This is a genomic window from Arthrobacter sp. CAN_C5, from assembly GCF_017875735.1.
Lineage (GTDB): Bacteria > Actinomycetota > Actinomycetes > Actinomycetales > Micrococcaceae > Arthrobacter_D.
The window spans coordinates 3,320,645-3,346,750 of record NZ_JAGGMZ010000001.1 but is presented as its reverse complement, the minus strand read 5'-3'; the positions used below and the strand labels follow the sequence as shown (position 1 = coordinate 3,346,750).

General features: G+C 62.7%; 25 protein-coding genes. 12 read left to right on the top strand and 13 right to left on the bottom strand.

Annotated elements, in window-relative coordinates; translation table 11 throughout:
- Nucleotides 1-283 precede the first annotated feature (283 nt).
- Both H4V95_RS15655 and H4V95_RS15650 read right to left on the bottom strand, forming a co-directional pair.
- Entirely contained in the window at nt 284-1,648 is a 1,365-nt protein-coding gene (locus H4V95_RS15655) for an FAD-binding oxidoreductase (RefSeq protein WP_019481866.1), read from the bottom strand.
- A gap of 251 nt (nt 1,649-1,899) precedes the next feature.
- Nucleotides 1,900-2,598 carry an endonuclease/exonuclease/phosphatase family protein gene (locus tag H4V95_RS15650; RefSeq protein WP_209731399.1) on the bottom strand — a complete coding sequence of 233 codons (699 nt, stop codon included), beginning with the start codon at nt 2,596-2,598 and terminating at the stop codon, nt 1,900-1,902.
- A 179-nt stretch (nt 2,599-2,777) separates the two neighbouring features.
- Here H4V95_RS15650 and H4V95_RS15645 point away from each other — a divergent pair, with 179 nt between their 5' ends.
- Complete coding sequence (locus tag H4V95_RS15645; RefSeq protein ID WP_245345742.1) at nt 2,778-3,833, top strand: mechanosensitive ion channel family protein; 1,056 nt, start codon at nt 2,778-2,780, stop codon at nt 3,831-3,833.
- 17 nt (nt 3,834-3,850) lie between these two features.
- Here H4V95_RS15645 and H4V95_RS15640 read toward each other — a convergent pair whose 3' ends face one another.
- The 4 genes from H4V95_RS15640 to H4V95_RS15625 are packed head-to-tail and all read right to left on the bottom strand — an operon-like array spanning nt 3,851 to nt 7,739.
- Nucleotides 3,851-4,618, bottom strand: a complete 768-nt coding sequence (locus H4V95_RS15640; RefSeq protein ID WP_209731024.1) for an SDR family oxidoreductase — start codon at nt 4,616-4,618, stop codon at nt 3,851-3,853.
- Nucleotides 4,615-5,337, bottom strand: coding sequence for a FadR/GntR family transcriptional regulator (locus tag H4V95_RS15635; RefSeq protein ID WP_209731023.1), 723 nt, complete (start codon nt 5,335-5,337; stop codon nt 4,615-4,617). Before H4V95_RS15635 ends, H4V95_RS15640 begins: the two co-directional genes overlap by 4 nt.
- Nucleotides 5,315-6,274 carry an NAD(P)-dependent oxidoreductase gene (locus tag H4V95_RS15630; protein ID WP_245345741.1) on the bottom strand — a complete coding sequence of 320 codons (960 nt, stop codon included), beginning with the start codon at nt 6,272-6,274 and terminating at the stop codon, nt 5,315-5,317. The genes H4V95_RS15635 and H4V95_RS15630 overlap by 23 nt, the downstream gene beginning before the upstream one ends.
- Nucleotides 6,264-7,739: a four-carbon acid sugar kinase family protein gene (locus tag H4V95_RS15625; protein ID WP_209731022.1), complete on the bottom strand. Its 1,476-nt coding sequence runs from the start codon at nt 7,737-7,739 to the stop codon at nt 6,264-6,266. The genes H4V95_RS15630 and H4V95_RS15625 overlap by 11 nt, the downstream gene beginning before the upstream one ends.
- Before the next feature lie 165 nt (nt 7,740-7,904).
- Here H4V95_RS15625 and H4V95_RS15620 point away from each other — a divergent pair, with 165 nt between their 5' ends.
- The 3 genes from H4V95_RS15620 to H4V95_RS15610 all read left to right on the top strand — a co-directional run bounded on the left by H4V95_RS15620 (nt 7,905) and on the right by H4V95_RS15610 (nt 11,224).
- Nucleotides 7,905-9,398, top strand: coding sequence for a GntP family permease (locus tag H4V95_RS15620; protein ID WP_209731021.1), 1,494 nt, complete (start codon nt 7,905-7,907; stop codon nt 9,396-9,398).
- 175 nt (nt 9,399-9,573) lie between these two features.
- Nucleotides 9,574-10,515, top strand: coding sequence for a right-handed parallel beta-helix repeat-containing protein (locus tag H4V95_RS15615; protein ID WP_209731020.1), 942 nt, complete (start codon nt 9,574-9,576; stop codon nt 10,513-10,515).
- 25 nt (nt 10,516-10,540) lie between these two features.
- Nucleotides 10,541-11,224, top strand: a complete 684-nt coding sequence (locus H4V95_RS15610) for a hypothetical protein (RefSeq protein WP_209731019.1) — start codon at nt 10,541-10,543, stop codon at nt 11,222-11,224.
- 83 nt (nt 11,225-11,307) lie between these two features.
- Here H4V95_RS15610 and H4V95_RS15605 read toward each other — a convergent pair whose 3' ends face one another.
- On the bottom strand, nt 11,308-12,327 hold the full coding sequence (locus H4V95_RS15605; protein WP_245345739.1) for a M10 family metallopeptidase domain-containing protein: 1,020 nt from the start codon (nt 12,325-12,327) through the stop codon (nt 11,308-11,310).
- Nucleotides 12,328-12,583: 256 nt separating this feature from the next.
- Between H4V95_RS15605 and H4V95_RS15600 the strand changes: the two genes are divergently transcribed.
- The 3 genes from H4V95_RS15600 to H4V95_RS15590 all read left to right on the top strand — a co-directional run bounded on the left by H4V95_RS15600 (nt 12,584) and on the right by H4V95_RS15590 (nt 15,203).
- Nucleotides 12,584-14,083, top strand: coding sequence for an S-layer homology domain-containing protein (locus H4V95_RS15600; RefSeq protein ID WP_245345738.1), 1,500 nt, complete (start codon nt 12,584-12,586; stop codon nt 14,081-14,083).
- 62 nt (nt 14,084-14,145) lie between these two features.
- Nucleotides 14,146-14,595: a DoxX family membrane protein gene (locus H4V95_RS15595; protein ID WP_312884061.1), complete on the top strand. Its 450-nt coding sequence runs from the start codon at nt 14,146-14,148 to the stop codon at nt 14,593-14,595.
- Nucleotides 14,596-14,732: 137 nt separating this feature from the next.
- Nucleotides 14,733-15,203 carry a helix-turn-helix domain-containing protein gene (locus H4V95_RS15590; protein ID WP_312884060.1) on the top strand — a complete coding sequence of 157 codons (471 nt, stop codon included), beginning with the start codon at nt 14,733-14,735 and terminating at the stop codon, nt 15,201-15,203.
- Nucleotides 15,204-15,272: 69 nt separating this feature from the next.
- Here H4V95_RS15590 and H4V95_RS15585 read toward each other — a convergent pair whose 3' ends face one another.
- From H4V95_RS15585 to H4V95_RS15565, 4 genes are all read right to left on the bottom strand, one after another.
- Nucleotides 15,273-15,632 (bottom strand): Lrp/AsnC ligand binding domain-containing protein, encoded by a 360-nt coding sequence (locus H4V95_RS15585; RefSeq protein ID WP_209731016.1) that lies wholly within the window; start codon nt 15,630-15,632, stop codon nt 15,273-15,275.
- Between the two features lie 189 nt (nt 15,633-15,821).
- On the bottom strand, nt 15,822-16,241 hold the full coding sequence (locus tag H4V95_RS18690; protein ID WP_281064605.1) for an HNH endonuclease: 420 nt from the start codon (nt 16,239-16,241) through the stop codon (nt 15,822-15,824).
- Nucleotides 16,231-16,605: an EcoRII N-terminal effector-binding domain-containing protein gene (locus H4V95_RS19035; RefSeq protein ID WP_209731014.1), complete on the bottom strand. Its 375-nt coding sequence runs from the start codon at nt 16,603-16,605 to the stop codon at nt 16,231-16,233. Before H4V95_RS19035 ends, H4V95_RS18690 begins: the two co-directional genes overlap by 11 nt.
- Before the next feature lie 600 nt (nt 16,606-17,205).
- The gene (locus tag H4V95_RS15565) at nt 17,206-18,351 is read right to left on the bottom strand and encodes an IS30 family transposase (RefSeq protein ID WP_395939852.1); all 1,146 of its coding nucleotides are present in this window, start codon (nt 18,349-18,351) and stop codon (nt 17,206-17,208) included.
- Between H4V95_RS15565 and H4V95_RS15560 the strand changes: the two genes are divergently transcribed.
- From H4V95_RS15560 to H4V95_RS15545, 4 genes are all read left to right on the top strand, one after another.
- A complete protein-coding gene (locus tag H4V95_RS15560; protein WP_395939851.1) occupies nt 18,274-19,107 on the top strand; it encodes an IS30 family transposase in 834 nt (277 codons plus the stop codon). The genes H4V95_RS15565 and H4V95_RS15560 overlap by 78 nt on opposite strands.
- 252 nt (nt 19,108-19,359) lie before the next feature.
- The gene (dcm, locus tag H4V95_RS15555; RefSeq protein ID WP_209731011.1) at nt 19,360-20,709 is read left to right on the top strand and encodes a DNA (cytosine-5-)-methyltransferase; all 1,350 of its coding nucleotides are present in this window, start codon (nt 19,360-19,362) and stop codon (nt 20,707-20,709) included.
- A 3-nt stretch (nt 20,710-20,712) separates the two neighbouring features.
- Nucleotides 20,713-21,237, top strand: a complete 525-nt coding sequence (locus H4V95_RS15550) for a very short patch repair endonuclease (protein WP_209731010.1) — start codon at nt 20,713-20,715, stop codon at nt 21,235-21,237.
- Nucleotides 21,234-22,514, top strand: coding sequence for a type II restriction endonuclease (locus H4V95_RS15545; RefSeq protein WP_209731009.1), 1,281 nt, complete (start codon nt 21,234-21,236; stop codon nt 22,512-22,514). The genes H4V95_RS15550 and H4V95_RS15545 overlap by 4 nt, the downstream gene beginning before the upstream one ends.
- Nucleotides 22,515-22,542: 28 nt before the next feature.
- Here H4V95_RS15545 and H4V95_RS15540 read toward each other — a convergent pair whose 3' ends face one another.
- The gene (locus tag H4V95_RS15540; RefSeq protein WP_209731008.1) at nt 22,543-23,106 is read right to left on the bottom strand and encodes a hypothetical protein; all 564 of its coding nucleotides are present in this window, start codon (nt 23,104-23,106) and stop codon (nt 22,543-22,545) included.
- 125 nt (nt 23,107-23,231) lie between these two features.
- On the opposite strand from H4V95_RS15540, the gene istA reads away from it, so the two are divergent.
- Complete coding sequence (gene istA, locus H4V95_RS15535; protein WP_312884059.1) at nt 23,232-24,701, top strand: IS21 family transposase; 1,470 nt, start codon at nt 23,232-23,234, stop codon at nt 24,699-24,701.
- Here istA and H4V95_RS15530 read toward each other — a convergent pair.
- A protein-coding gene (locus H4V95_RS15530) for an IS3 family transposase (protein ID WP_209728238.1) occupies nt 24,698-26,094 on the bottom strand; the annotation gives its coding sequence in 2 pieces (ribosomal slippage) (nt 24,698-25,743 and nt 25,743-26,094; 1,398 coding nt in all). The two genes, istA and H4V95_RS15530, sit on opposite strands and share 4 nt — an antisense overlap.
- Between the last annotated feature and the right edge of the window lie 12 nt (nt 26,095-26,106).

Sequence of the window (26,106 nt, the reverse complement as noted above, 5' to 3'; positions counted from 1 at the left end):
GTCCAGGTCACTCCGCAGGGCCTAGACACGACCAACGAAGGGGCGGCATCCACAGAACCCGGATGCCGCCCCTTCGCTCGTCACAAAGAAGTGCCCGAACCGCACCGGCGTCCACGGAAAAGTGGTCAACCCGCAGGATTGCTGTTGGGCGACCACTCTTGTGCGGCTAGGGCGCTTCACTGCGCGCCAGCCTGTTTCGTCTTCGACACTCCGGCTGGCCCGCACCAGGGAAACGCGCATAAAAAAGAGGGGCGGCCCGGGTAACCGGACCGCCCGTCGCGAGCTAGATGGCCTTACCGGGGTTGAGGAGTCCGTGCGGGTCGATGGCGTCCTTGATGGACCGCATCACGTCGAGGGATACCTCGCCCAGTTCAGGCAGGAGCCAGTCACGCTTGAGCAGCCCGATGCCGTGTTCGCCGGTGAGGGTGCCGCCGAGGCTCTTCGCCAGGTAGAACATCTCGCCGAGGGCGACCTTCGCTGGCCCCTCGGTGACTGAGTCCTCGGGATTCAGGACCAGCATGGGGTGCAGGTTGCCGTCCGACGCGTGGACCACCGAGTAGATCCGCACCCCGGTGCGCTCTGAGATGTCCTTCAACCCGACCGCTACCTCGGCCAGCCGGCCCCGCGGGACGCCGATATCGCCGATGGACACCCGGCCCAGTTTCTCCAGGCAGGGAATGGCTTCCCGGCGGGCGGTAATGAGTTCCGCGGCGTGTTCGTCGTCCTTCGCTTTCTCAATCGAGGTGGCGAACGGCCTGATGGCCTCTATCAGCACATCCTGCTCCAGATGGGCGCCATAGCCGTCGGTTTGCGCCAGCAGGAACGCTCCGCCCTGCGACCGGTAGGTGGTGCCCATCGCCATGTCAATCGCCTCGAGCGTCTGACCGTCGATCAGCTCCAGCATGGACGGCTGAATCCGGGACGCGATGACCGCCGATGCCGCCTGCGCCGCGGTGGCGAAGTCCGGGAAAAAGGCGGCGACCGTCGCCGTCGCCACCGGGAGTGGGCGGAGCCGCAGCGTCGCCTCGGTGACGACGCCGAGCGTCCCCTCGGAGCCGACGATCAGTGCGTTGAGGTCATACCCCGAGACGCCTTTCATGGTTTCGCGGCCGGTCCGGAGCTGACGGCCATCGGCGAGGACCACGTTCAGTGACAGCACCGCGTCCCGGGTGACACCGTATTTCGCGCACCGCATGCCACCGGCGTTAGTGGCGACGTTGCCGCCGATCGAGCAGATGGATGTGCTGGCCGGATCCGGCGCGTAGAACAGCCCGTATTCTCCGACGGCGGCGTTCAGGTCGGCGTTCAGGACTCCGGGTTCGACGACGGCGAGCTGCTCTACCGGGTCGATGCGCAGGATCTTGTTCATCCGGGACACGTCAAGCACCACTTCGCCGGACCGGGCGGAGGCGCCGGCGGCGAGCCCGGTGCCAGCACCTCGAGTGACGATCGGGGTACGGTGGGCGGCGGCCAGCCGGAGGGTGGAAACGACGTCGTCGGTGGTCTCGGCGAAGACAACCCCGTCCGGCAGGGACTGCGAAACGTAGCCGGAGCGGTCGGTACTCGCATCGCGCCGGTCTGCTTCGGACAGGGAAGCTGACCGTGCCCCGGCCAGGACGGCTGATGTGGAGCTGGTGTGCAGTGACATTGGCGTAAAACCCCTTTGTTGTACGGATCCGCGGTGATCAATGACGGTGCGATTATTCGCATCGTGGAAGAACACTTCTGCTGATTGGATAAAATCCTAGGGGGTCTCACGGGGCGGGTCAATGTAGCTGCGCCGAATGCCCTCGCCTGTGCGCCGGAAGGATGCCACTGCCCCGAACCCAGTGGGAGGTTCTGACCAGGCCCGGCGGGTCAATGAAACGCGGTCGGGTGTCGCGCTGCGGCGCAGTTCGCCTACGCTACGGCCGAGGCCTGACTATTCGCCGGGCTGTACTCGGCCCGGACCAGGATGGGGAGGTGGTCCGAAGCGCCGCGCGGCAGCGTCTCGACGCTCTGGATGTCCAGCCCGCGGGAGGTCGCGAAATCGAAGTGTCCCCGGAAGACCCGGTACCGGGTGTAGGTCCGCAGATCGCTGAGCGACAGGTCGTAGCCGGCGTCCTTCATATTCCTGGTGAGGCGCTGGGTGAAGAACGGGTAGTTGAAATCACCCACCATGAGCGTTGCCACTCCGGGGCCCATCCCGAGGAGTTCGGCGTGCGAGGCATGGATTTGTTTGCGGCGCAACGAGTTCGACGCCGTCAGCGGCGCAGCGTGAAAGGATCCCACCACGAGGTCGTGGTGGGTCGTGTTGTCGGTGAGTTGCAGGCCGATCAGTCGCTCATGTGCCGGGGCGAGCACGCGGTCGTGAAGCGACTTTTTCAACGCCATGGCCCTGGTCTGGTGGGCAGTGAAGCGCTCCTCCCGATAGTAGAGGGCAAGCCCGAGCCGGTTCTCCTGCGTGGCAATCGCCAGCTGCAGGTCGCCCACAGTTGCCGGCAGATCGGAGGCATCGCACTCCTGAAGGCACAGCAGATCTACTGCGTACCGCTGGACAAGGTCCTCCAGCTCATCGCTGGCCTTGTGTTCGCGCAGGTTGTAGCTAACGGCCCGTATCAGGTGATCACTCCTTCATCTGGCTGATGACAGCAGGATCATTGTACGCACCTCAGCACGAGGCGGGGTATCAGGACTGGTGGTGAGGCCACGGACAGCCGATCCCCGATTTGGTTCGCCTCCCGAGCGGTCTCGGCGCGCCTTTGCGTCATCGCAGCATCCTATGCTTGGCTCAGCGGATGGATGATGAGCAGGCCAGTGCCGCGGTCGAAGTTTTCGGAACGCCGATCACCCTGGTGGAAGTGCTAACCGCCGTCGGCATCCTGGTTGCTGCTGGTGTGATGGCATTCGTGCTGCGCAGGATTATTTTGCGTCGCTCCCGTACCCAGCAGAGCTCCCATATCGCGACCTGGTACACCCTTTCGAGGCTGGTTGCCTACACCGTTCTGGTGGTCGGGTTTATCCTCGCGATTTCGGCGCTCGGAGTCCCTCTGAGTGACTTCGCTGTAGTGGCCGGTGCACTGGGGGTGGGCCTCGGTTTTGGCCTGCAGACGCTGTTCAGCAACTTCATTTCGGGCGTGGTGCTGCTGTTGGATAAGTCGCTGAAGATCGGCGATTTTGTGGAACTCGAATCCGGCGTGACCGGGGAAGTGCGCGACATCAAGATCCGGGCGACGACGATCGTCACCAATGACAACATCGACATCTTGGTTCCGAACTCCGAGTTCGTCGCCGGCCGGGTGGTGAACTGGACTCACCGGGACGTGCTGCGGCGGCTTCGTGTGCCATTCGGGGTCGCCTACGGCACGGAAAAGAACGTGGTGAAGAAGGCGGCCCTCGAAGCGGCCGCTGCCGTGCCATTCACCCTTCACCTCGACGGTCCGCAGCGGCCTCAAGTCTGGCTGAGCAAGTTCGATACAAGCTCGCTGAACTTTGAACTTGTCATCTGGCTCAACCCTGAGGCAACCAAGAAACCGGTGGCCGTGACTGCTGCCTACAATTGGGCGCTGCACTCCGCCCTACAGGCGCATGGCATCGAGATCCCGTTCCCGCAGCGTGACTTGCACGTCAAGACGCTCTTCGGACTCAGCGAGGATGATGCCTGTCGTGCACTGGGACTGGCCGAGAACGTCACCCGGGACGAGGCGGGCAGCCGGCACTCACAGCCGACAACCGGAGGCAAGGACAAAGACGACGACGTCGATAGCAACGACCACAACGACGCCGCGGACGACGTGAACGCCGACAATGTCCCGGATACCGCGCCCGAGGCTCGCCCATCGACGGACGGCTAACCCCCGACTGTCACCAGTTAGGAGATCTGCAGGCCGCCGTTGATGTCGTAGGTTGCGGCGGTGATGTAGCCGGCGTCGGGGCCCACGAGGAAGCAGATCAGGGCAGCGATGTCGTCGACTGTGCCGACCCGGCCCATCAGGATGTCCTTGGACATGTCCTGCTTGCGCTCGTCGGTGAGGGTGCCGCCCATGATGTCGGTGTCCACCGGTCCGGGGGACACAGCGTTGACGGTGATGTTGTGCTCGCCCATTTCGCGGGCCAGCGCACGGGTGAAGCCGATGATGCCGGCCTTCGACGCACTGTAGGCGACCTTCGAGTAGGTGCCGCCGCCACGCTGCGCCGAGATGGAGGAGATGCTGACCACGCGGCCGAGCTTGCGTTCGATCATCCCGTGCAGTGCGCGCTGGGTGACCAGGAAGGTGCCGGTCATGTTGACCGCGAAGACCCGGTCCCAGGCTTCCTTGGTCTCCTGCATGAACTCGGTGGGGGAGCTGATCCCGGCCAGGTTCACCAGCGCGACGATCGGCGGGACGGCTGAGGCTTCAACAGCGGTGATCGCGGCGTCCACTGACGCCTCGTCCGACACGTCGGCTGCAACGCCGACGGTCTGCACGCCGTGACGCTGCGCAATGTCGGCTGCGGCTTCTTCGGCAGCGGCGCCGTCGATGTCGAGGATCGCGATGGACCAGCCATCGCGTGCCAACCGGTCCGCCGTCGCGCGGCCAATGCCGCGGGCCGAGGCTGCGCCGGTGAGGACTGCTGTGCGTTCTGTCGGAAAGGTCACTGAATCTCCTGCTGTTGTTTTTCTGAATGGATGAAGTGTTCGTAGTCGTCGTACGTCTGGTTGATGTGGGCCTGCATCGCCTTGCCGGCCACCTCGGGATTGCGGCTACGGATCGCCTCCAGCACCAGGCGGTGGTGCTCGATGGCGTGCTGCTGCACCTCGTGGAACGACGACGTCTCCCGGCGCATCGTGTAGAGCAGCTCGCTGAGCGGTCCGAGGATCACCGGAAGGAAGGGGTTGGCTGACGCTCGGAAGATCGCCTCATGGAAGGCGATGTCCGTTGAGGTGACGGCGTCCAGGTCCTTGGCCTCGTGGGCGGCCTGCAGCGCACTATTCGCCTCTTCCATCCGGGCGAGGTCCTCGTCGGTGGCATGCAGGGCCGCCAGTTCGGCGGCGCCGGTTTCCACCATCCGCCGGATTTCCAGCAGCCGCAGCGAGACATCGGGGGAGTCGGCTTTGGTTGAGGCGTACCTGACGATGGCCTGCAGGTTTGTCCATTGCGCCGTGGGATTCACATAGGTGCCGAGTCCCCGCCGGATCTGCACGACATTCTGCGCCTGGAGCTGCTTCAGCGCCTCGCGCACGGTGAGGCGGCTGACGTCGCTGGACGCCGCGAGGTCGTTCTCCGGCGGGAGTGCGGAACCGGGCGGGTAGGTGCCGTCGATGATCCGTTCCAGGAGCTCATCGAACACCGACTCAGCGAGCGGCTTGCGTGCCACCGGTTGTCCCTTCGGCGCTGTCCACTGTAGAGGCGGTGTCATCGACAGTGGTGCGCCGCTGGGGCGCGACCACCTTGATCACTGCCGAGTCATCGGCGGTGCCCAGCCCCTGGGTCTGCCCGAGCAGGAACAGCTGCTCGGCCGCAGCCGCTACCGGAGCCGCGAGTCCTGCGCCCCGGGCGGCTTTGCCCACAATGCCGAGGTCCTTCACGAAGATGTCGAGGCGGCTGAGCACCTCGGCGTCGCCGTCGTACCCCTCCACCATGCGTGGTCCGCGGTTGGACAGCATGAACGACGACGCCGCTCCGGTCTCCAGCGCGGACAGCGCCTTTTGCTGGTCAAGCCCCAGCGCGTCGGCAAGGGCGAGGGCTTCAGCTGCGGCGGCGATGTGCACACCGCAGAGCAGCTGGTTGACGGTTTTCATGGCCTGTCCGTCCCCGGGCTTGTCTCCCACCACGGTGAGCGTCGAGGCAAGCCGCTCCAGGACGGGCCGGGCGGTGTCCAACGCCGCGGGTTCGGCGCCGACCACAATCAGCAGGTCCCCTTCGCCGGCCCGCTTCGGTCCGCCGGACAGGGGCGCGTCGACCAACGCAACGCCCAGTTCGCCGAGCCGCTCCGTCCAGGAGGCAACTGCGTCCATCCCCACGGTGCTGGTCATCACGACGACGGCGCCCCGCGTCAGCGCGGGAGCAATCCCGTCGTCGCCGAACAGGACACCCTCTACCTGGGCTGCGTCGCGGACCGCGAGCAGCACCACACCGGCGCCGTTGACGGCGTCGGCGGCTGTCGTGGCGCAGATCAGCCCCGTCGCTTCGGCACGGGAGCGGGAGGCTGGCATCGGATCGAACCCGGTCACGTCGAACGCCCCGGCCAGCCGGGTGGCCATCGGCAGGCCCATGGCGCCGAGGCCCAACACCGCAACAGTATTAGGAGTCATGGGTGGATCCTGTCGTTGTAGGAGAGGCAGCGGGGGAGCGGAGGATGTCCACCACGTCGGCCAGGGAATCATCAGTCCCCACGTTGCCGGCGAAGACCACGAATGGGATGGAGCGCGCCGGCCCGTCGGCGGGCTGCCACAGGGAGACGATGCCCGGGAGCATCGGTCCGCGCACCAGCGCGTGGCGGATACTCAGCCCGTGGGCGGCGACGTCGGAGGAGGTGATGCCGCCCTTCGCGATGACAAAGCGCACGGGAGCCGTCGCGATGGTTTCGCGAACGACGTCGACCACTGCCTGCGAGATGGTGCGGGCAATGTCCAGGCTCTGCTCCGGGTCATCGGAGCGGATCAGGGTGCGGCTGGTGTGCAGGATGACCTCGCCGGTGGGGAGGCCGTCGACGACGGCGCGCACCGCCTCGGCGACTCCCGCATCCCGGCGTTCGGGGTCCAGGACGGCTTCCACGTCGAGTTCCACGAGTCGTGCTTCGGGGCGTCGCGCCACCAGAGCGTCCAGCTGGCGGGTGGTCAGTCCCACATGGGAGCCCACCACAATCAGTCCACCGGAGGCCGGAGCGTCCAGGTCGGCGAACACTTCCTCAGCTGTCAGCGGTGGACGCTCCTGCTGCCCGATCCGGGCCCGGACGAATGGTGGTCCGACGCGGTAGAGCAGCTTCTTGCCGCGGCTTTCGGCTTCCTCGAGGCCCAGGGCGAGTGCGCGGAGGTCGTCCTCGGTGACGGCGTCCACCACGATGGGGACGGCGTCGGACGCGTGGATCAGCGCGTCGGCGATGCCCTGCGCACCGCCGCGGATGAGTGACAGGTCCAACCGGATGACAGCGCTCGCGGACCCGCCGGTTTTCTCTGCCACATAGTCGCCGAGGTCCGAGGAGGTGAACCCGAACGTGGCGTCCTGGGCGAACTCGGTGTCGGCGACGGGGGTGAGGGCGCCGTCGTTCCCGCGGAGGTAGTGGACGCTGCCGATGGTGACGCGGCCGGCGTCGGGAAAGGCGGGAACCATGACGACGCCGTCGGTAGCGATGTCTGCCAGGGACAGCAGGGTGGCGGCGATGACGTCGGTCTCCAGCGGGAAGTGGCCGCGGAGGGTCGAGTCGCTGCGGCTCACAAACCCGATGGTGACGCCCGCTGCGGTGGCGGCGTCGAGGGAGTTGGTGACGATCTCCCGGTTGCGTGTTGCAGCGGTCTCCGGGTCGAGGCTGCGGGTGTTGGTGAGGACGTAGACCGCCGGTGCCGGTGCGCCACCGATGCGCTGGGCGAAAGCCCACTCGAAGTCGCTCGGCTCCCAGCAGGTGAGGACCGGCAGGTCGGCGACGGACTGGGTGCCGGTGGGGTCGTCGTCGAGTACCACCAGAATTCGGCCGGAGGTCCGGACAGCTGCAGCGATCACCTCCGGCTTGATGGCCTGGACAGCTGGGTAGCCGCTGAGCAACTCTTCTTCGAGTATCACTGGTCCGCACTTTCGTTTCCGGGTCTTCACCACAGGCACTTGTCAGATGTCATATGTCTAGTGCTAGTGTGACACCCAGCACAGTGCCCGTCAAAAGTACGAGACCCGGCCGGTGCAGTCCCTGAGATGGCAACGAGGCCTGCTCAGCTCAACGAGGAGCAGTACGTGGATATACAACTTCTTTTGGCGCTCGTCCTGGGTATCGCCACCATTATTGTTTTGGTGTTGAAGACCCGGCTCGATGCGTTTGTAGCACTCTTGATCGCGGCGCTGGTGACCGGCATTGTCGCTGGCCAGGCCCCGCTGGATATCGTCTCGTCGATCACGATGGGCTTCGGTAACACCCTGGCGTCGATCGGCATCGTGATCGGCCTGGGTGTCGGCATCGGCAAGATCCTCGAAGTCTCGGGAGCCGCCAACTCGTTGGCGATGGCGTTCCTGAAGCTCTTCGGCAAGGGCCGCGAACCCTGGGCGCTTGGCAGCGTGGGCGCACTCGTGTCCATCCCGGTGTTCTGCGACTCCGGCTACGTCATTATGAACCCGCTGGCCCGCTCCATTGCACGGGTCAAGCGCGCCGGGTACATCACCCTCGCGCTCGCCCTCGGCTGTGGCATGACCCTGACCCACCACCTGGTGCCACCGACGCCGGGCCCGCTGGCCGTCGCCGGCATCCTCGGTGCCGACCTGGGTGCGCTGATCCTCGCGGGTCTCGCGTTCACCGTGTTGCTGCTGCCGATCGTCGTCTTCTACGCCCAGTGGATCGGCCCGAAGATCGAACCCTCAATGAACCAGACAGTCCGCGAAGCCGTGTACGGCACGGCTCACGCCCAGTCGGGTCGCCGTAGCGGCGGTACCGCTGTCGCCGATCACGACGGCGGCGCTGGCACCACCGAGGACGACGCTCCCTCCATGGACGTCGACAACAACACCCTCGGCACCCCTCCAGCAGGAGCCAAGCCGCACAGGGTTGGCGCCTTCGTTGCGTCCCTGCCGCTCTTGGTGCCGTTGCTCCTCATCATCATGAACACCGTCAGTGGTGCCATCGACCAGAACAACCAGGGTGTTGTTGGCGGCGGCGATTACACGCCGTCGGACTGGGTGGTTCCCCTCGCGTTCATCGGTAACCCCGTTGTTGCCCTGGTGATCGGTGTGATCCTCGCCGTCTACGTGCTGCTGCCACGTTGGACGCCGCGCAACAAGGTGCAGGGCTGGTTTGGTGAGGCTGCTGCCTCGGCCGGTCTGATCCTGCTCATCACCGGTGCCGGTGGTGCACTCGGCCAGGTGCTGCGGAGCTCGGGTGTGGGCGACGCCCTCGCCGAAGCAATCGCCGGTACTCCGTTGCCAGCGTTCCTGGTGCCGTTCATGATCGCCACGCTGGTCCGTATTGCCCAGGGCTCCGGCACCGTCGCCATGATCACCGCAGCGTCAGTGACGGCGCCGCTGGTTGGTTCACTCGGTATCGATCCGATCGTTGCGGCTCTTGCCTGCACCGCCGGTTCGATGGTGTTCAGCTACTTCAACGACTCCTACTTCTGGGTGGTCACCCGCTTTGCCGGTCTCGATGGCATCGCGGCTCTCAAGGGCTGGTCGGGCATTACGACGGCGGTCTGGGCAGGTTCGATCCCGCTGCTCTTCATCGCCAACGCGATCCTCGGCTGATTTAGCGAGTTCTTTTCAACGGTGGCCGGGCGGCTCGGGTTTCTATCCGAACCGCCCGGCCATCGCTGTTTTCAAAGTATGTCGTTTTCGCTCTTTCGAGCTCCTCACGATTTTTAGTGGCCTAAGTCACAATCGTGACCTACGATTGCGCTACCTGGATACCCGAACCTGCAGAATGCGCGCCTCAGTCCGTCGGGTAACCGGATGCTCCGTCCAGCATTCGAATCCTGCGCGCCTAGGGGGACCCATCAAAAAACCACTGTTTACTGCCCTGATTGCAGCTGCCCTGGCTGGGGCGGGAATTGGCGCACCTGCCGCTGCTGCGGCGTCGGTGCACACCGTCTGTGAGACCGGCTGCGACTACTCAACCATCCAAGCTGCCGTCAATGCGGCCGCTGCTGGCGACACTATCCAGATTTCCGGAGCACTGGCCGTATCCGGGACCACCACGGTCAATAAGGACGTCACGGTCACCGGATCGGACGAAGCTACGGTCGCCCAAACCGGCACGGCGATTACCTTTCTGATGTCGGGAGCTGGATCCACCCTGTCCAACCTCACCATCACCAGCGATGCCCCGGTTGCCAGGGAGTTTGTTCAGGTCGGCGCAGCTGACGTCACCGTCAGTGACAACGTGATCTATGGTCCGGCTCAGCCCCTGCCGATGAGCAGCTGGGTGGGCAACCGGGGGATAGTGACGCAGGGCAGCATCGGCGGATTCGCGCTGACCGGCAACACCATGCACACGCTGCGAAGCGGCGCCTACCTGAACCCGAACGGCACCGGAACGATCGCGGACAACACCCTCTACAACACGAAGGGCGATTTCCTCATCGATAACGCCAACTTTGAGTTCATCAACAATCGGTCCGGTGATGAGGCGCAGCCGAGTGAGTGGGGTTTTGTGGTTTTCGGGAACACGGCCCCTGACCGCTACCCCAGCATGGCAGCGCTTAGTGCAGCCAATAACTTCATGACCGCGTGGGACCAGCGCGACGGCGAAACCTTTGTGGCCCCGCGGTCCGCCGAGGAGTGCAAAAAAGACGGCTGGAAGACACTGAGCCCGGGCTTTTCGAACCAGGGCCAGTGCATCAGGTTCGTGAACACTGGGCGGTAATCCCTGATAAGGCGAGAGGAAGAGCATGACTCCACCAACGTTTGGTGACATCACTGATCTTGTCGGCATTGTGATTTGGCTAGCGATCCTGTTGTTTATTCTCTTCTGGTTTCGGGAACCTGTTCGCGCTTTTATCCTCGATGTCAGGGAGTTCACTTCGCCGTTTATCTCGGCGAAACGGGGGGATATGCGGGCGCAATCCATTGCTGAGGACGTTGGTTCTCCAGAAGAGGTCGTCGCTAACGGAACCGTGGGAGCTCCGGATGTTCTGTCGCGTCGCGTCAAAGGACGGGAGGTGGCGCGTGTTCAGAAAGGGGACGCGGAGCTCAGCAGATTCGTCGCCGAACAAACTCTGAATCGACTGAAGAACATGGGGGCTCGGACGCGGTCTATCAACTCCACTGAGTCTGCTCGCTTCGTCGTCCTGAGCGCGTATACAGAAATGTTGTCTTTCATTGTTTACCTCGACTATGTACTCGGCGCTGATGCCCAGTCGAAGCCTGGCAAAGTGCAGATGCCTTCTTACAAACTTCTCCAGAACCTGGGAGCGCCAACTGAGATTGTCGAAGTATTTAGGGAGCTTCGAACTCTACGGATGGACGTCAACTCCGGGAAAACCAGGGTAAGTCAGCAGGGGGCCTATGCATTTATCGATTCAGCCAGCGCAACTGTCAGAAACCTGAACGAGTGGTCCCGAGAACGGCTCTAGTCACTGCGCACTGTTCCATTGACCGCGAGATGTCCACCAGCATGGCGGCGCATTGCGGCGGAGGACTCTGCGTCCCGCGGCTACTAAAGCTGCGGGACGCACGGCCCTGCGCCGAGCAGTGCAAGTCCCGCCCGGTCGCCGTCTCCCAGAGTTGTCAGCTCGTTGTTCTCCTCGTACATCAGCTGGCTGGGGTCATCGACATGATCGAGCCCGACGACGTGAGCCAACTCGTGCACAATGAGTGCTCTTACCTGGTCGCGCCCGCCAGGATATTGAAGGTGGTCCGTAAGGTCAGGTGCGTCGAGTTGAACCTGACCGGCAACATAGACGAACGGCTTGTCAGGGGTATGCGCGTAGAGGCTGCCTCCGAGGCCGGCGACGTCTCCCTCAAGCCCCGGGATCTCCGCCGGGCTGGTCCAGGAAATGAGGATGGGTGCCCAACGCTTGCCGTAGCGATCGGGTTGGTAAGTGTCCCGTTCCTCGCTGGGCGCCTCGGTAGTGATTCCTCGGTAGGCAAAAGTTAGTCCGGTTGCTGCCGCTATTCCGGCGACGGCTTCCTCGATGAGCCCGTCCGTGCCGGCTGGTGCGAAGTCCGGCCGAACTACGTAATCCACGGGTCGGCAGGGGTCATACGCGACAAAGTCCTGTGAATCGTCCGGTGATTCCATAAGAACGAAGGACGTGGCCCCGTTGCTCGCCGGTGGCAGACCGAGTGGGACATCCGATGCGTCGACCCCGCGAGGCGGAACGGGCGACCCGGGCAGATAGGGGAGCGCCGTAGCGAGGATGTACCGGTCGAAGATGGTCGGAGTCAGGTACAGACCCACCACCAGTGCAATGACACCGACCGTGCCGAGTCTCAGTCCGCGGCCGGACCCTCGACGTCGTTGCCTACGGACGCGTTTCGGTTTCCGACCGCGCGACGTGCGACCAGGCGCATGCTCGAGTAGTTGACCGTTCAGGGATTCTTCGAGCGCCCACAGGGGTACCCGGCCCGAAGCCGACCGCTGTACACCGGATCCAACTCCCGGCCCGGACGCACCACGACGGACAGGCTTGGTGTCGTTGTCCTTATAAAACCACTCACGATCCATTGCCCCCATGGCACTGCTTCCCCCGTACTCGTGAACGTTCCAGGTTCAGCATTGCCGATGGCTCCCCGCGGACGGCACTTCTTTCGGCAATCCTGACGCAATGCTGTGCCAAGTAACCGGTGAGAAGGTACCGGGCGCCCGTAAGCTTCAGTCACGAGCATGAGCGGGGGACGTCATGCGCTGGGGGTCCCAGACGTTCAAAGTTCTTCTACCTGTGTGTCGCGTTGTGCCATTTTCATCCGCGTTAGCACTCACTGGAGAACCTATGAAAACAATCAGAGCCACCCTCATGATGCTCGCCGTGCTGGTGATAGGCGCCGGCACCCTGGTGGCACCCTCTCACGTCAGTGCGGCCACCACCTTCAAAGACGTTCCATCGACCAGCCAGTTCCATACCGAGATCACCTGGCTTGCCGATCAGGGAATCTCGAAGGGATGGTCGGATGGCACGTTCCGCCCGTTGCAGTCGGTAGCGCGGGACGCGATGGCAGCCTTCCTTTTCCGGTTGGCTGGCTCGCCTGCCTACCAACCACCCGCACAGTCGTGGTTCACCGATGTCCCAGTGGGAACACAGTTCTATAAGGAGATCCATTGGCTCGCGTCGCAGGGCATCACCACCGGCTACCCGGACCGGACCTTCAAGCCACTCAGCTCAGTCAATAGGGATGCCATGGCGGCGTTCCTCTACCGTTTCTCGGTGAAGCCAGCGTTCACTGCGTCCAAAACCAGTGCGTTCCGTGATGTGCCCACTTCCAACATGTTCTACAAGGAGATCAGCTGGCTCGCGAACACCGGGATCTCCACCGGCTGGCCCGACGGACGCTTCCTGCCCCTGCAATCCGTCAAGCGCGACGCGATGGCCGCTTTCATGTACCGGACGAAGAGTGAGCTTCCGCTGAACCGTCCCGCCGCCTACGGGTCGACCGCGGTCCAGGTGCTGCAGACCATCCCGGTCAAGGGCCGTGCCCCGAAAACCGGGTACACCCGGGATCAGTTCGGACCCACCTGGTTCGATACCGACAACAACGGGTGCGACACCCGCAACGACATGTTGAAGCGCCAGCTCACAAACATCACCTACACGTACGGAACCTGTCAGGTCGCGACCGGGGTTCTCAACGACCCCTACACCGGTATGGTGATCAACTTCGTCCGGGGCACGACCACCAGCACTGCGGTGCAGATCGATCACGTGGTGGCGCTGTCAGATGCCTGGCAGAAGGGTGCCCAACAGCTCAGCGCCGATCAGCGTCTGATGTTTGCCAACGATCCTCTCAACCTGCAGGCAACCGACGGTCCCACCAACGGACAAAAGGGCGACGGTGACGCCGCCACCTGGCTGCCGCCGAACACCTCCTACCGCTGCACCTACGTTTCGCGACAGATCTCGGCCAAGGCCATCCACGGCCTGTGGGTCACCCAGGCGGAGCGCGACGCCATGGCCGGTGTGCTGAACAACTGTGCCGGTCAGCCGGCCGCCGTGACCCAGTCAGCTCCCGTGGTCATGACCCCCGCACCGAAGCCCGCGCCAGCTCCGGCGCCCGCACCGACGCCAACTCCTAAGCCGATGCCTAAGCCCACCCCGAAGCCGACACCGCCTGCCAAGCCTGCGAATCCGGGCGATTCAAAGAACTGCGATGACTTCAGCACCTGGCGGGAAGCGCAGAACTGGTACGAGAAGTACTTCCCCTACTACGGCGACGTGGCAAAGCTTGACCGGGATAAAGACGGTATCGTCTGCGAGTCACTCCCCGGCGCCCCGTAAGTTACACGGGTAGCGCGGCGCCTGAGGGTCCTGTCCTCTGGCGCCGCTGTTAGGCTTCCCACGTGAGTGACCTTCCTACCCTGTCTCCGTTCCGAACCATCGCCCGCATCGCGCTGGGAGCTTTCCTACTCTTCGCCGGAACGGCGCACCTGTTCTTCGCCCGTGAAGAATTCGCCGCCCAGGTCCCCTCATGGATGCCCCTCGATACCGACTTTGTGGTCGTGGCATCAGGCATCGTCGAGGTGGTTCTGGGGGCTGCGCTGGTTTTCCTCCCGCGTTGGCGCGTGCAGGTCGGCTGGATCGTGGCAGCCTTTTTCGTGGCGGTGTTCCCCGGCAACATCGCCCAGTACGTCGACGGCGTAGACGCCTTCGGCTTGGATACCGATTCCGCCCGCCTCACGAGACTCTTCTTTCAACCGCTCCTGGTCGCGTTGGCTCTGTGGTCCACCGCAGCCTGGCGCGACCGCCACATGCTCCGTTCGCACCGAGGAAATGACTCCCCTAAGTCGTAATGTCCAGCGTGTGGATCAGTCCGTCTTCCAGATCGAAGGTGTACTTCAGGTCGACGGTTCCGCCGGGGAAGTTCCCGTCCAACCGGTTCCAGACGACATGGCGGTCTCCCTGGCTCTCAGCCCGGAGGAGAGTGGTGGTGGGCGAGTGGTGGACAGTGCTGATCCTGCACGACGTCTTTGACGGGTTCACGCGCTTCGACCAGTTTCAGGAGAATCTGCAGATTTCGTCCAGTCTGTTGTCATCACGGCTGAAGGACCTCGTGGCTGGCGGGGTCTTGGAGCGTCGTCAGTACGAGCTGCACCCGCCGCGCTACGAGTATGTGCTGACTGATTTGGGCCGCTCCCTGCGCCCGGTGCTGGTCGCCATGGCGGGCTGGGGTAACTCACGGCTGGAACCTGAGAAGCGGGCCAAGATTCTGGTGGATGCGCAGACGGGCGCTGAAGTACATCCGGTGATCGTTGATCGAAATACCGGACGGGAGCTGACTCCGGGGGAGTTCCGGTTCGCCGACGGCCCGGCGGCCAGCTCGGTGATGCGGGCCCGTTATCAACGGAAGCTCACGGTGGCTGCGGCACTCCGGGAGGAAGCCGAGCTCGCTGAAGCCTAACGATGAAAGGCCCACAGGGTTAGGAGCTTACCGGGTCAGAAGGCCCTCCACCTGGTCGCCCATCAGTTCTCAGTCGCGATCCATCCAGTACCGGCGCAGTCCGTTCAGGTCCACACAGGTGTCGATGGACTGGATGCCGGAGAGTGCGCCGATTTCGTCGGTGATGAAGTGGGCCAGTTCATCGGGCCCTCTGAAGGTGCCGTGGTAGATGATCGATGCCTTTCCGGTCACCATCGACACCATGCGGGCGGGTCTCTTTGCGGTGAGACGTTCGAAAGCTTTCGCATTAGATTTAGGCTTCACGAGAGAGATGATTGCACGAAGGATGAAATGGTCTGCAGCTTTCACTTCGACACGCGTGACATGGAACGATTGTTCATTTTGAGTTTCGTCCTCAAAAAGCGAGTTGCCGAGCTCAATAGCACTCATGCCATCGACGGCCCGTTAACCCGCACCCAGTGTATCGCTAGTCCTGCCATCTGCCCGGGCACGCTCTGTCCAGCTGCAAGGAGTGTCCTACCAGCTTCGCAGCTGATCCCTCGGTCCGTCCCCGGCGTAATGATTGCTCGTGCTCCACAGGGCCGAATCAGTATTAGAGTGTTACCGGATTGCCGTAATTCACACTCCTCTCGTCGAGATAGCTTGCCTCAGCTCGTCCGGGGTGACTGGGGGCCATTCCCGATGCGCCATCCGGTGGCAGTTTGCGCAAAGAGGTACGAGATCCTCGCGTGGGTCTAACTTTGCGGGATTTTTCATCATACTTACTGGTATTAAGTGGTGAATTTCGATATAGCCACCTGATAGGGACCCATAGGTCGATTCAAATGAAGACCCACAGACGCAACACTCCCGTCCGTGCAGTTCTATCGCAACCCGGCGATTGAGGCGACTGCGTTCGAATCGATTCGAAAGAACTCGCTGAAAACCACCCTCAATGCCAAAATCTTGATCTTCAGGATGAGTTCGACCTGTAGACCCGATTGACCAAGAATTATCGAGTCGTTCCTCGGTGAACGCTGGAGGTTCTTCATCTTGCATTGCTTTCGGGTCTATTCGGTCGATAGACAGCCAGAAAAGTTCGACTTCCTTCTCGATGTGCAGGATGTCGCCCACACGTCACGTGATGCTTGCGAAAGAAATCACTGGTTCCCGTAAGACGATATTCATCGCGAGTATTCTTGCTATGTATTTTTCCATTGTAATATATGTACTCTAGATCAAATATTTCATGAGTGTGAATATCTATCGCTTGAAGCGTATGCCGAGGATTGAATTTCGCGGGATCAAGACGTGGGAAAAACTCTATTGACGAGGCTTTTTTTGGAACTGTAACGCCGGACTGGTGCCCTCCTGTTTCACCAATATCATTGGCGGTCAATTGTTTACTAATCCTGAAATTCATAGATTCTGCTTAGCTTACGTTGTCCGATTACTATTGTTTAAGTCGTGTTTAATTCGGCGACTCCGGAATGCGAGTTATCGGATGTCTCAAAACCGTGCTGGAGGTCATGCTTGTCGAAAAGTTTAGCAGTACATTCAATATATCTGCGCGGTCCCGCTTGGTGTCATAGCCTCGTAGCAACAAACATTGTTGGGTAGAGGGAGTTGCTGGTGGCGCGGAGGTTGTTGACGTTTGCTGATCGGGCGGACATTGCGGTGGGGATTCGGGCGGGCCATACGGACCGTCAGATCGGGACGGAGATCGGTCGTGACCATACGATCGTGTGGCGGGAGCGGCTCCGGAACTCCACGAAGACCCGCGGCTACAAACCCGTGGCCGCGGACTGTAAGGCCGAGACGCGTCGTAAGCGTCCGCAGATACGCAAAATCAACGCGGACCCGGTCCTTCTGGCCCGGGTGAAAGCTGACCTCTTCCGGTCTCGGACACCACGTCAGATCGCTGGGCGTTTGCTTTTGGAGGCCACGGACTCCAGCGTTGAACCCATGGTCAAATCCCCCGACGCCCAAGGCCGGACCGTGTCCCACGAAGCGATCGGCGAATTTAGGCGGTCGTTGCAACGATGGGTTTGCCTGGTTCGAATAGTAGTCGTTCCATGGCTTGTGCGGGGGTGATCCCGCCGAGTGTTTTGCGGGGCCGGTCGTTGAGTTCGGTAGCGACTTCGAGCAGCCGCTGGGGTGAGTGCACGGACAGGTCTGTGCCTTTGGGGAAATACTGGCGCAGCAACCCGTTCGTGTTCTCATTGGAGCCCCGCTGCCACGGTGAATGAGGGTCGCAAAAGTAGATGGCCATTTTCGTGGCCATGGTGATCTGGCGGTGCTGGGCCAGCTCGGTGCCCTGGTCCCAGGTCAGCGACTTAGCCAGGTGTGCTGGGAGGGTCTTGATGGCCGCCAGGAGACCGTCACGGACCGCGATGGCGCCATGGTCCTCGGGCAGGTGGATGAGCATCGTGAACCGGGTCTGGCGCTCCACGAGGGTGGCGATGGCCGAGCGGCAGTTTGAGCCCAGCACCAGATCCCCTTCCCAGTGGCCAGGGACGGCGCGGTCTGCGACCTCGGCGGGCCGTTCGCTGATCAGGATCATGTCTGGGATCTTCCCCGAACTCTTAGCAGCGGTGGAGCGTCTGGGACGCCTCATGGCACGGCCGGTGCGCAGGTGTTGGTGCAGGTCAGCGCGTAAATGACCGCGGCCCTGGACGTACAGTGCCTGGTAGATCGTTTCGGGACACACCTGCATCTCCGCTCGGTCTGGGAACGCCGCGGCGAGGTGGTCGGTGATCTGCTCGGGGCTCCACTTCACGCACAGCTTGGCCTGTACTAAGGATGCCAGTTCCAAGTCATCAAACTTGCTGGCCTTGGGTCGGCGTCCGCGCAGCTCGGCCCGTTTCTGGGCAGCATACGGAGCGTACTTCCCCCGCCCCCGCGGACCCGGTTCGGGGCCGTTGCGGTGCAGCTCACGGCTGACCGTCGAGGCCGACCGCCCCACCTCTCGGGCGATCCCCCGCACGCCGGTCCCGGCCAGATGCAGGTCGGCAATCCGCAGCCGATCCTCCAGGCACAGGTACCGACCCGACGGCTCCGGCTTGGCACGCGGGATCCGCCCACCGGTTGCTTGCCGCCAACGTCGCCCAGTTTGTCGATTCACACCCACAGCATCACACGCCGCCGTCAACGTGGAGCCCTGCGCCATCAACACCCAAAACCGCGCCTCTTTCTCGATCCGTTCCTTCTTCGACAACGTACGCAGCACCTCACATCAATAGGGGTGTTGCAACGACCGCTTGAGCTCGCCATGTACCGGTGGATCTACGCGATGCCCAAAGGCGAGCTCGCACGCGAAGGGATCATCCTGCAATCCAAGCGCACCATGCGTAAACGCCGCCGGCCTCTGGGTGAGCGTACCGGCGGGAGGATCATCGGGATGGTCAGCATCGATGACCGGCCAGAGATCGCCTCCGACCGCCGCGTCCCAGGATCGTGGGAAGGTGACCTGGTAGTCGGTAAGGCCGGCAAAACAGCTGTCGCGACCCTGGTGGAGCGCTCCAGCAGGTTCCTGATCATGCTGGGCCTGCCCGAGGGTAAAAAGGCCGCTGGCCTGGCGGATGTGCTCATCGATCGGGTCAACGACCTGCCAGCGCTGATGCGCGGTGCGCTGACCTGGGACCAGGGCACCGAGATGGCCCGCCACGCCCAACTCACCGTGGCCACGGACCTGCCCGTGTACTTCGCCCACCCCCACTCTCCCTGGGAACGGGGCACGAACGAGAACACCAACCGCCTCATCCGGGAGTACCTACCCAAAGGCATCGAGATCACCAGCCACCAGCCCTACCTCGACGCCATCGCCGACGAACTCAACGACCGACCCCGCGCCACTCTCGGCTACCTCACACCACGAGAAGTATTCACCAAACTACTCAACGACAATGTTGCTACCACCGCTTGACACCAAGCCGATTTAATTCGGTTAGACATTCGGTGATCCAAGTCTTCAAACGGATGACGTTGTTCGACCGTCTTTGTGGGTCGAGTGTGTCAGCCAACTCATGGATCGGGGACCTGAAATTTATAGGTGCAGTGGAGGTCGGAGCCAGTAGATAGAGTGCCTTACCGCGGCAGGCAGCCGTTCATGAAGAAAAGACGCCTCGGGCGTGCTGTTAGCGCATCGGGGTCAAAAACAGGACATACTGTCTACAGGATGACCCAGATGAAGGATGTAATGAACAGCGCGTATGAACTCCTCGACCACGCCCGTGCCCGGTACAGCCAGCGGCAGCTGGCTGAGATGCTGGATGTCGCACCGAAGACGGTAGCTCGGTGGGAGCGCCACGAGACGGCCCTGCCCACAATGCTCGCCCCCGCCCTGCGGGAGATTCTCGGTCTGAAGGAGCCGGCGGGGAACCCGGAGTTCACCTTCATCGACCTGTTTGCCGGCATCGGCGGAATCCGTATGGGCTACGAAGCCCACGGGGGCCGCTGCGTCTTCACCAGCGAGTGGAACAAGTTCTCGGAAAAAACGTACCTGACGAACTTCCCCGATGATGAGGACGCCGGGCACACGTTCATTGGGGACATTCAGCAGTACGAGGCAGAACTGGTACCCGATCACGATGTCCTGCTGGGTGGCTTCCCGTGTCAGCCGTTCTCGATCGCCGGCGTCAGCAAGAAGAACGCCCTTGGGCGTGCTCACGGGTTCGAGGACGCAACCCAGGGCACCCTGTTCTTCGATGTCGCCCGAATTATCGACGAGAAACGCCCCACAGCGTTCATGCTGGAAAACGTGAAAAATCTCCGCTCGCACGACAAGGGCAAGACTTTTGCGGTGATCATGGCGACCCTTCAGGAGGAACTCGGGTACGAGGTACACACGAAGATCATCGACGGGATTAGCTTCACTCCGCAGCACCGAGAACGCATCATTATCATCGGTTTCCGCGAGCCAACCGACTTCACCTGGGACGACCTTGAGCTGCCTCCGGTGGGACCCAAGCTTGAGGCCATCCTGCACCGCACGGACGGGACCGAGCCGGTGCTGGAATGGGACGGTGACCGCTATTTCGACCACGAGAACCATAAGGTGCAGGACAAATTCACCCTGACTCCGCGCCTGTGGGCATACCTGCAGGCGTACGCTGCCAAGCACAAGGCTGCCGGTAACGGATTCGGTTTCGGTCTAGTCCATCCGACCGGCACCTCGAGGACCCTGTCCGCGCGCTACTACAAGGACGGATCCGAGATTCTCGTCGCCCAAGGAACTGACCGACCCCGCAGGCTCACCCCACGGGAGTGCGCGCGTCTGATGGGCTTCGATGACAGCTTTCGGATCCCGGTCAGCGACACCCAGGCGTACCGGCAGTTCGGCAACAGTGTCGTCGCCCCGGTCATGCAGGAAGTCGCCCGGATCGTCGCCCCCCACGTTGGAGTCATTAAGGCCCGGGAAGCACAGCAGTCGACAGGTGAGAACACGGCGGCGGTGGCGGAGGCCAAGCCGGCGGGGGAGGAAAGGGGGGTCGGCAGCGGAGTCCTGGTGGATGCACTGACAGCCTGAGCCATGGCCGACATGGTGGATTCCGCGACCCGGAGCCGGATGATGTCCGGCATCCGGGGCAAGAACACCAGGGGAGAGGTCCTGATCCGCAAGGGCCTCCACGCACGTGGACTGCGGTACCGCCTCAACGCAAAGGACCTTCCGGGGAAACCGGATATCGTGCTGCCCCGGCACCATGCCGTCGTGTTCTTCAACGGGTGCTTCTGGCATCAGCACGACTGCCAGCTGTTCCGGTGGCCAAAGACCCGCGAGGACTTCTGGCGGGACAAACTCGGAAAGAACAGGGAACGCGACCGGCGTGTCCTCGCCGAGCTCGCGGGCAGCGGCTGGCGAATCGGTATCGTCTGGGAATGCGGCCTCAAGTCAGTGCGCAGGGATCCTGCGGTTCTGCTCGACGAGGTCGCGAGATGGGTCAGGGATGACCTGCCTGGGCAGCAGGGTCTCGAAGAACGCACTATCCGGCCTGCAGCGGAGCAGGCCGGCAGCCAAACTATGGGGGAGCAGTACATGAAGGAATGGCGGACATGAGGCTCGGGTATCTGGCTGACCACTTCGATGGAGTGGCGGCCAAGGTCCTAAGCGCGGTCGAGACTGTGGGCAAATATTCCAACCAGCATGAGCTGGATGGGGTGCAGTCACTCAGAGAGCTGTTCGGCACCCCGGAGGAAAAAATGCGAATCCCGACCAGGTTCCTGTGGATGAGCGATGACGCAGACGAGCCAGTGGACGAGGACGGCAGCCTCACCTACTACGATGCGCGGGCCAACCACCCCACCCGCTCGGAGTACCGCCTGTACTACCCGGCCTCCGTCAACGCCATGAAAAAGGCTCAGCTAGGTGACCTGGTTTTCATCGCCCGGCAAAAAACGGGGAATGCACTGTTCATCGTGGCACCCGGCAACTCCAGTATCGCAGCGCAGCTGGACTGGCTATTCGGTACCAGTGTCGCTGAATATAAGGGCTTCAGCATCCGCGCGGACTTCAACGAGTCCGGCGGGGGAAGGACCGAAGTAAATAACCTCGGGCTGCCGGCCTTGTACCTGCTGGACCTGCTCGGCATCGCCGTCGAACCGGCAGACCCATCCGCTGCAGAAAACTGGCTGGAGAAGATTCTCGCGAAGTTCGGGGAACGGTTCCCCACATCCGCGGAGTTCGGGGCCTTCACGCGTTCCACCCTGCCGGATCTGCATCCCGCTGACGATCCGGACGCTGTCCTCATGTCTTGGCTAGAGCAAGAGGAAATCCTGTTCCGGGTACTGGAGCGGCACTTGGCCAAAGACACTCTGGACGCCCTGTACGTCGACGGGCACGTTGATGTGGACCGGTTCATTGAGGTATCCCTGTCCATGCACAACCGTCGGAAGAGCCGGGCAGGTAAAGGGCTGGAGAACCAGCTCATTGCCCTGTTCAATGCGCTCGATGTGCGGCACTCGTTCAATCCTGTCACCGAGAACAAGACCAGGCCAGACTTCATATTCCCCGGCATTGACGAGTACACAGACGGGGACTTCTCTGCCCTGAACTTGACCATGCTGGGCGTCAAAACCACATGCAAGGACCGGTGGAGGCAGGTCCTCAGCGAGGCACAGCGTGTCGAGGACAAGCACCTCCTAACATTGGAAACACCCATCAGCCCCGCCCAGACAGATGAAATGCGCGAATGGCGTCTCCAGCTCGTTGTACCCGCGGCACTCCATACCCCCTACAACCCCGCGCAGCAGCAGTGGCTGATGAGTATCGCTGATCTCGTCGCGATGGCTCGGGAGAGGGACCGCCGGGGCCCGGCTCAGGCTGTGCTGCTCTGACCACTCAATCCTGCGCCGGATCTTGTGTTCAGGAGATGCGTCCACTGGTGGTGGCGTATGCCAGACCCCGTTCCAGCTGGGCATTGGCGGTTCTGCTTCCCCTTTTCCGCCCGAACTGCTGGAGTACGAGCGTGCGCAGCTCGCCGGACGGGACGGCATTATCTGCGTCCCTGACAACGGATGCTGCCGCGTTGGCAATCTCCACGGGAGAAATATGTTCGAAGGGGCGTTCGGCATCGCTGCTTGTGCGGTGGATTAGCCAGGTGTCGCGGTCCACGCCTTCTGGCCAGACGAAGCCATCGGCATCGACGGTGACGGAAGCGCGTGGAATCTGTCCCACAATGCGCCGTGCCCGCGCCGACACCAACCGCGAAAATCCGAAAGCGAGGCCAACAAGCCGGGCCACCTGGTCCTGGTGTACAGTACCTTCTGCCTGTGCGATGTCCTCGATGAGAGCACGGACAGTCTCCCTTACGCGGGTCCTGCGCATCGAGTCGAGATCCTCCTGCTCACCCACAATCACCGGCGTCCATGGCTCCCACACCAAGGCGGCCTGCAGGTCTCCGATGGGTGTAAGCCATGGGTATGGCACTCTGAAATGGCCCCACTTAGGGGACTTTTAGCCGTTTGAAGTGGCCCCACCCTCGACCCGCCCGTAGCGTTCTTTTTGTCGGCCAAGACGAAGAGATCGGAACGGGTTTGAAAGAGAGATCGAGAGTGAAGCAATTCGAGCGTATCCGCCTTGATGCGAGGGATAAAGATATGTCGGTCAGAGAGTTGGCACGGGTGCACGGCGTTCACCGCCGTACCGTCCGGGCCGCGTTGGCGGAGGCCACGCCGCCGGCACGGAAGACGCCGGAGCGGAAGGCTCCGAAGCTGGGGCCCTGGGAGGACACCATCCGGGCCTGGTTGACCGCGGACCAGAAGTCACCGCGCAAACAGCGCCACACGGCCCGCCGGATCTGGCAGCGGCTGGTCGATGAACACGGCGTCGTGGTTGCCGAGTCCACGGTCGCCCACGCTGTGGCCAGGATCCGCCGCGGGCTCGTCGACACGCAGGCTGACGTCGCGGTCCCGCAGACCCACACCCCGGGCGGGGAAGCCGAGGTCGATTTCGGCGAGTTCCAGGCCGTGATCGGCGGCGTGCAGGCGAAGCTGTTCATGTTCGTGATGCGGCTGTCCTACTCCGGACGCGCCGCGCATGTGGCCTACGCGAACCAGTCGCAGGAGTCCTTTCTGGACGGGCATAACACCGCGTTCGAACGCTTCGGCGGGATCCCGGCCAAAATGATCCGCTACGACAACCTCAAACCCGCTGTCACCACCGTGATCCTGGGCCGTGAACGGTTGGAAAACGAACGCTTCATCGCCCTGCGCTCCCATTACGGGTTCGACTCGTTCTTCTGCCTGCCCGGCATCGACGGCGCCCACGAAAAGGGCGGCGTCGAAGGTGAAGTCGGCAGGTTCCGCCGCCGCTGGCTGACCCCGGTTCCGGAGTTCGATACCCTGGCCGGGCTGAACGCGTATATGGCTGGCTGCGATGTCAAAGACGACCACCGCGTCATCACGGGCCGCCCCGTCACCGTCGGTGCCGCGGCAGCGGAGGAAGCCGGCATGCTTCGGCCGTTGCCGGCGGACACGTTCGAGGCCGCCTCGACGTTCTCGTTCAAGGCCGACCACAAGTCCCAGGTCTGCGTCCGCCAGTCCTACTACTCGGTCCCGGCCCGCTATGCCGGGCGCCGGGTCAGCGTCCGGCTCGGTGCCCGCACCATCGAGATGTTCGCCGAAGGCGCCCGGATCGCGTCCCACGTCCGGGCCATCCACAAGTATTCCTACGTCCTGGAACTGGACCACTACCTTGAGGTCCTCACCCGCAAACCCGGCGCCCTGGCCGGGGCAACAGCGCTGATGGCCGCCCGCGCCTCCGGGGCCTTCACCGGAGCCCACCAGAAATACTGGGACAGGGCCCGGGCCGCGCTCGGCGACAAGGCCGGCACGAAGGCCCTGATCGAGGTCCTGCTGATGGCCCGGACCCTGCCGGCCGCCGCGGTCACCGGCGCCATGGAGAACGCCGTGAGGACCGGGGACTTCGACCCCGATCATCTGGCCATCGACGCCCGTGCCAGCCAGAGCTTCCACCACGTCCCGGCGGAAGTTGTCAAGGTGAATGGGGCCAGTGGGAGTTAGGCGGCTGCTTCTGTCTGGGTTTCCTGGGATGGTTTGTTGATCCATGCCGCGCCGGGGACGGTGAGTATTTTTGGGTCCGTTTCGGTGCTGAATCGTTCGGGATTCTTCTGCCGTGCGGCGGCCAAAGTGATGGAGCGTTCGGTGGCCTTCGTCGCGGCAAGACCGTAGTGGACGTCTGCCGGGGTGTTTAGTCCGATTCCGGTATGGCGGTGGCTGTGGTTGTATCCTTCGACAAAAGTCGCCATGAAGGCCCTCGCATCGGCCAGGGAGCCGAATCGTTCAGGGAACACGGGAGCGAATTTCAAGGTCTTGAACCACGCCTCGCTGTAGGGGTTGTCATTGGATACGCGGGGCCTGGAGTGTGACCTGGTGACTTCCAGATCGGAGAGCAGTACAGCTACGGTCTTGGACGTCATAGAAGTCCCGCGGTCCGCGTGCACGATTTCCGGGATGCCGTGGATACCGAAGATTTCCTTCATCATCTCCACCGCCAACTCCCCGGATTCGTGGGCATGGACGTATGCGCCCACGATGTAGCGGGAGTAAATATCGAGCATCACGTAGGCATCGAAGTACTTACCCCTGACCGGGCCGGCAAGCTTGGTAATGTCCCAGCTGTAGACCTGCCCGGGGCCAGCCGCTGTCAATTCCGGAACGGTCCTGGGCGGATGGCGTGCCTGCCGGCGGCGCTCTTTGACCTGCTTATTCTCAGTCAATATCCGGTAGATCGTTGAGATTGAGCACAGGTAGGTCCCCTCGTCCAGCAGCTGCGCGTAGATCTGGACCGGGGCTAGATCCACGAAGCGGGCAGAGTTCACGGCAGCGAGGATACCGGCGCGTTCGTCCGGGTCGAGCTTGTTTGCCGGGACAGACACGGGCATCGGCCCGGCCTGCGGGATCCGCGGGCTGCGGGTTGCGGTCGCCCGCGGTATCCCGGCCAAGACCGCCGCTTCCCGCGTGGGGATATGCGCACCTGTGAGTTCGGCATAAACCCCCATCAGGGTTTCCTGTACCACTGCTGCTGCTCCTCGCTTTCGGAGATTTCCTCCAAAAGCTGCCGTGCTTTTCCCATGATGTCCAACGCTGCCCGAGTCCGTGCCAGCGTGCGTTCATTCACCTCCAGTTGCCGGCGTAGACGGGCGATTTCGGCCTGCTCAGCGGTAAGCTTGCCGATCTTCTCCCCGGGCTTCCTACCCTCGAGCACACCTGCATCACGGAGTTTGCGCCACTCAGTGATCTGGGAGGAATAGATGCCCTCACGACGAAGGTACGCCCCGCCTCCGGAGCCATCGTCACAGGCCTGTTGGTAAGCGGCCAGATGGGCTAGTTTCTGCGCCGGGGTAAACGACCTTCGAGGCCTTGGACCGCCGGCACGAGGGCCAGAATTACTCATGGACCCATCTTC

Coding starts and splice junctions, on each gene's coding strand:
- H4V95_RS15605 (WP_245345739.1), bottom strand. CDS start 12,327: ATGGGGGCAATGGATCGTGAGTGGTTTTATAAGGACAACGACACCAAG.
- H4V95_RS15585 (WP_209731016.1), bottom strand. CDS start 15,632: ATGAGTGCTATTGAGCTCGGCAACTCGCTTTTTGAGGACGAAACTCAA.
- H4V95_RS15565 (WP_395939852.1), bottom strand. CDS start 18,351: ATGGCGCAGGGCTCCACGTTGACGGCGGCGTGTGATGCTGTGGGTGTG.
- H4V95_RS15645 (WP_245345742.1), top strand. CDS start 2,778: ATGGATGATGAGCAGGCCAGTGCCGCGGTCGAAGTTTTCGGAACGCCG.
- H4V95_RS15630 (WP_245345741.1), bottom strand. CDS start 6,274: ATGACTCCTAATACTGTTGCGGTGTTGGGCCTCGGCGCCATGGGCCTG.
- H4V95_RS15600 (WP_245345738.1), top strand. CDS start 12,584: ATGAAAACAATCAGAGCCACCCTCATGATGCTCGCCGTGCTGGTGATA.
- H4V95_RS15615 (WP_209731020.1), top strand. CDS start 9,574: ATGCGCGCCTCAGTCCGTCGGGTAACCGGATGCTCCGTCCAGCATTCG.
- H4V95_RS15550 (WP_209731010.1), top strand. CDS start 20,713: ATGGCCGACATGGTGGATTCCGCGACCCGGAGCCGGATGATGTCCGGC.
- H4V95_RS15655 (WP_019481866.1), bottom strand. CDS start 1,648: ATGTCACTGCACACCAGCTCCACATCAGCCGTCCTGGCCGGGGCACGG.
- H4V95_RS15545 (WP_209731009.1), top strand. CDS start 21,234: ATGAGGCTCGGGTATCTGGCTGACCACTTCGATGGAGTGGCGGCCAAG.
- H4V95_RS18690 (WP_281064605.1), bottom strand. CDS start 16,241: ATGCAAGATGAAGAACCTCCAGCGTTCACCGAGGAACGACTCGATAAT.
- H4V95_RS15610 (WP_209731019.1), top strand. CDS start 10,541: ATGACTCCACCAACGTTTGGTGACATCACTGATCTTGTCGGCATTGTG.
- H4V95_RS19035 (WP_209731014.1), bottom strand. CDS start 16,605: ATGAATTTCAGGATTAGTAAACAATTGACCGCCAATGATATTGGTGAA.
- dcm (WP_209731011.1), top strand. CDS start 19,360: ATGACCCAGATGAAGGATGTAATGAACAGCGCGTATGAACTCCTCGAC.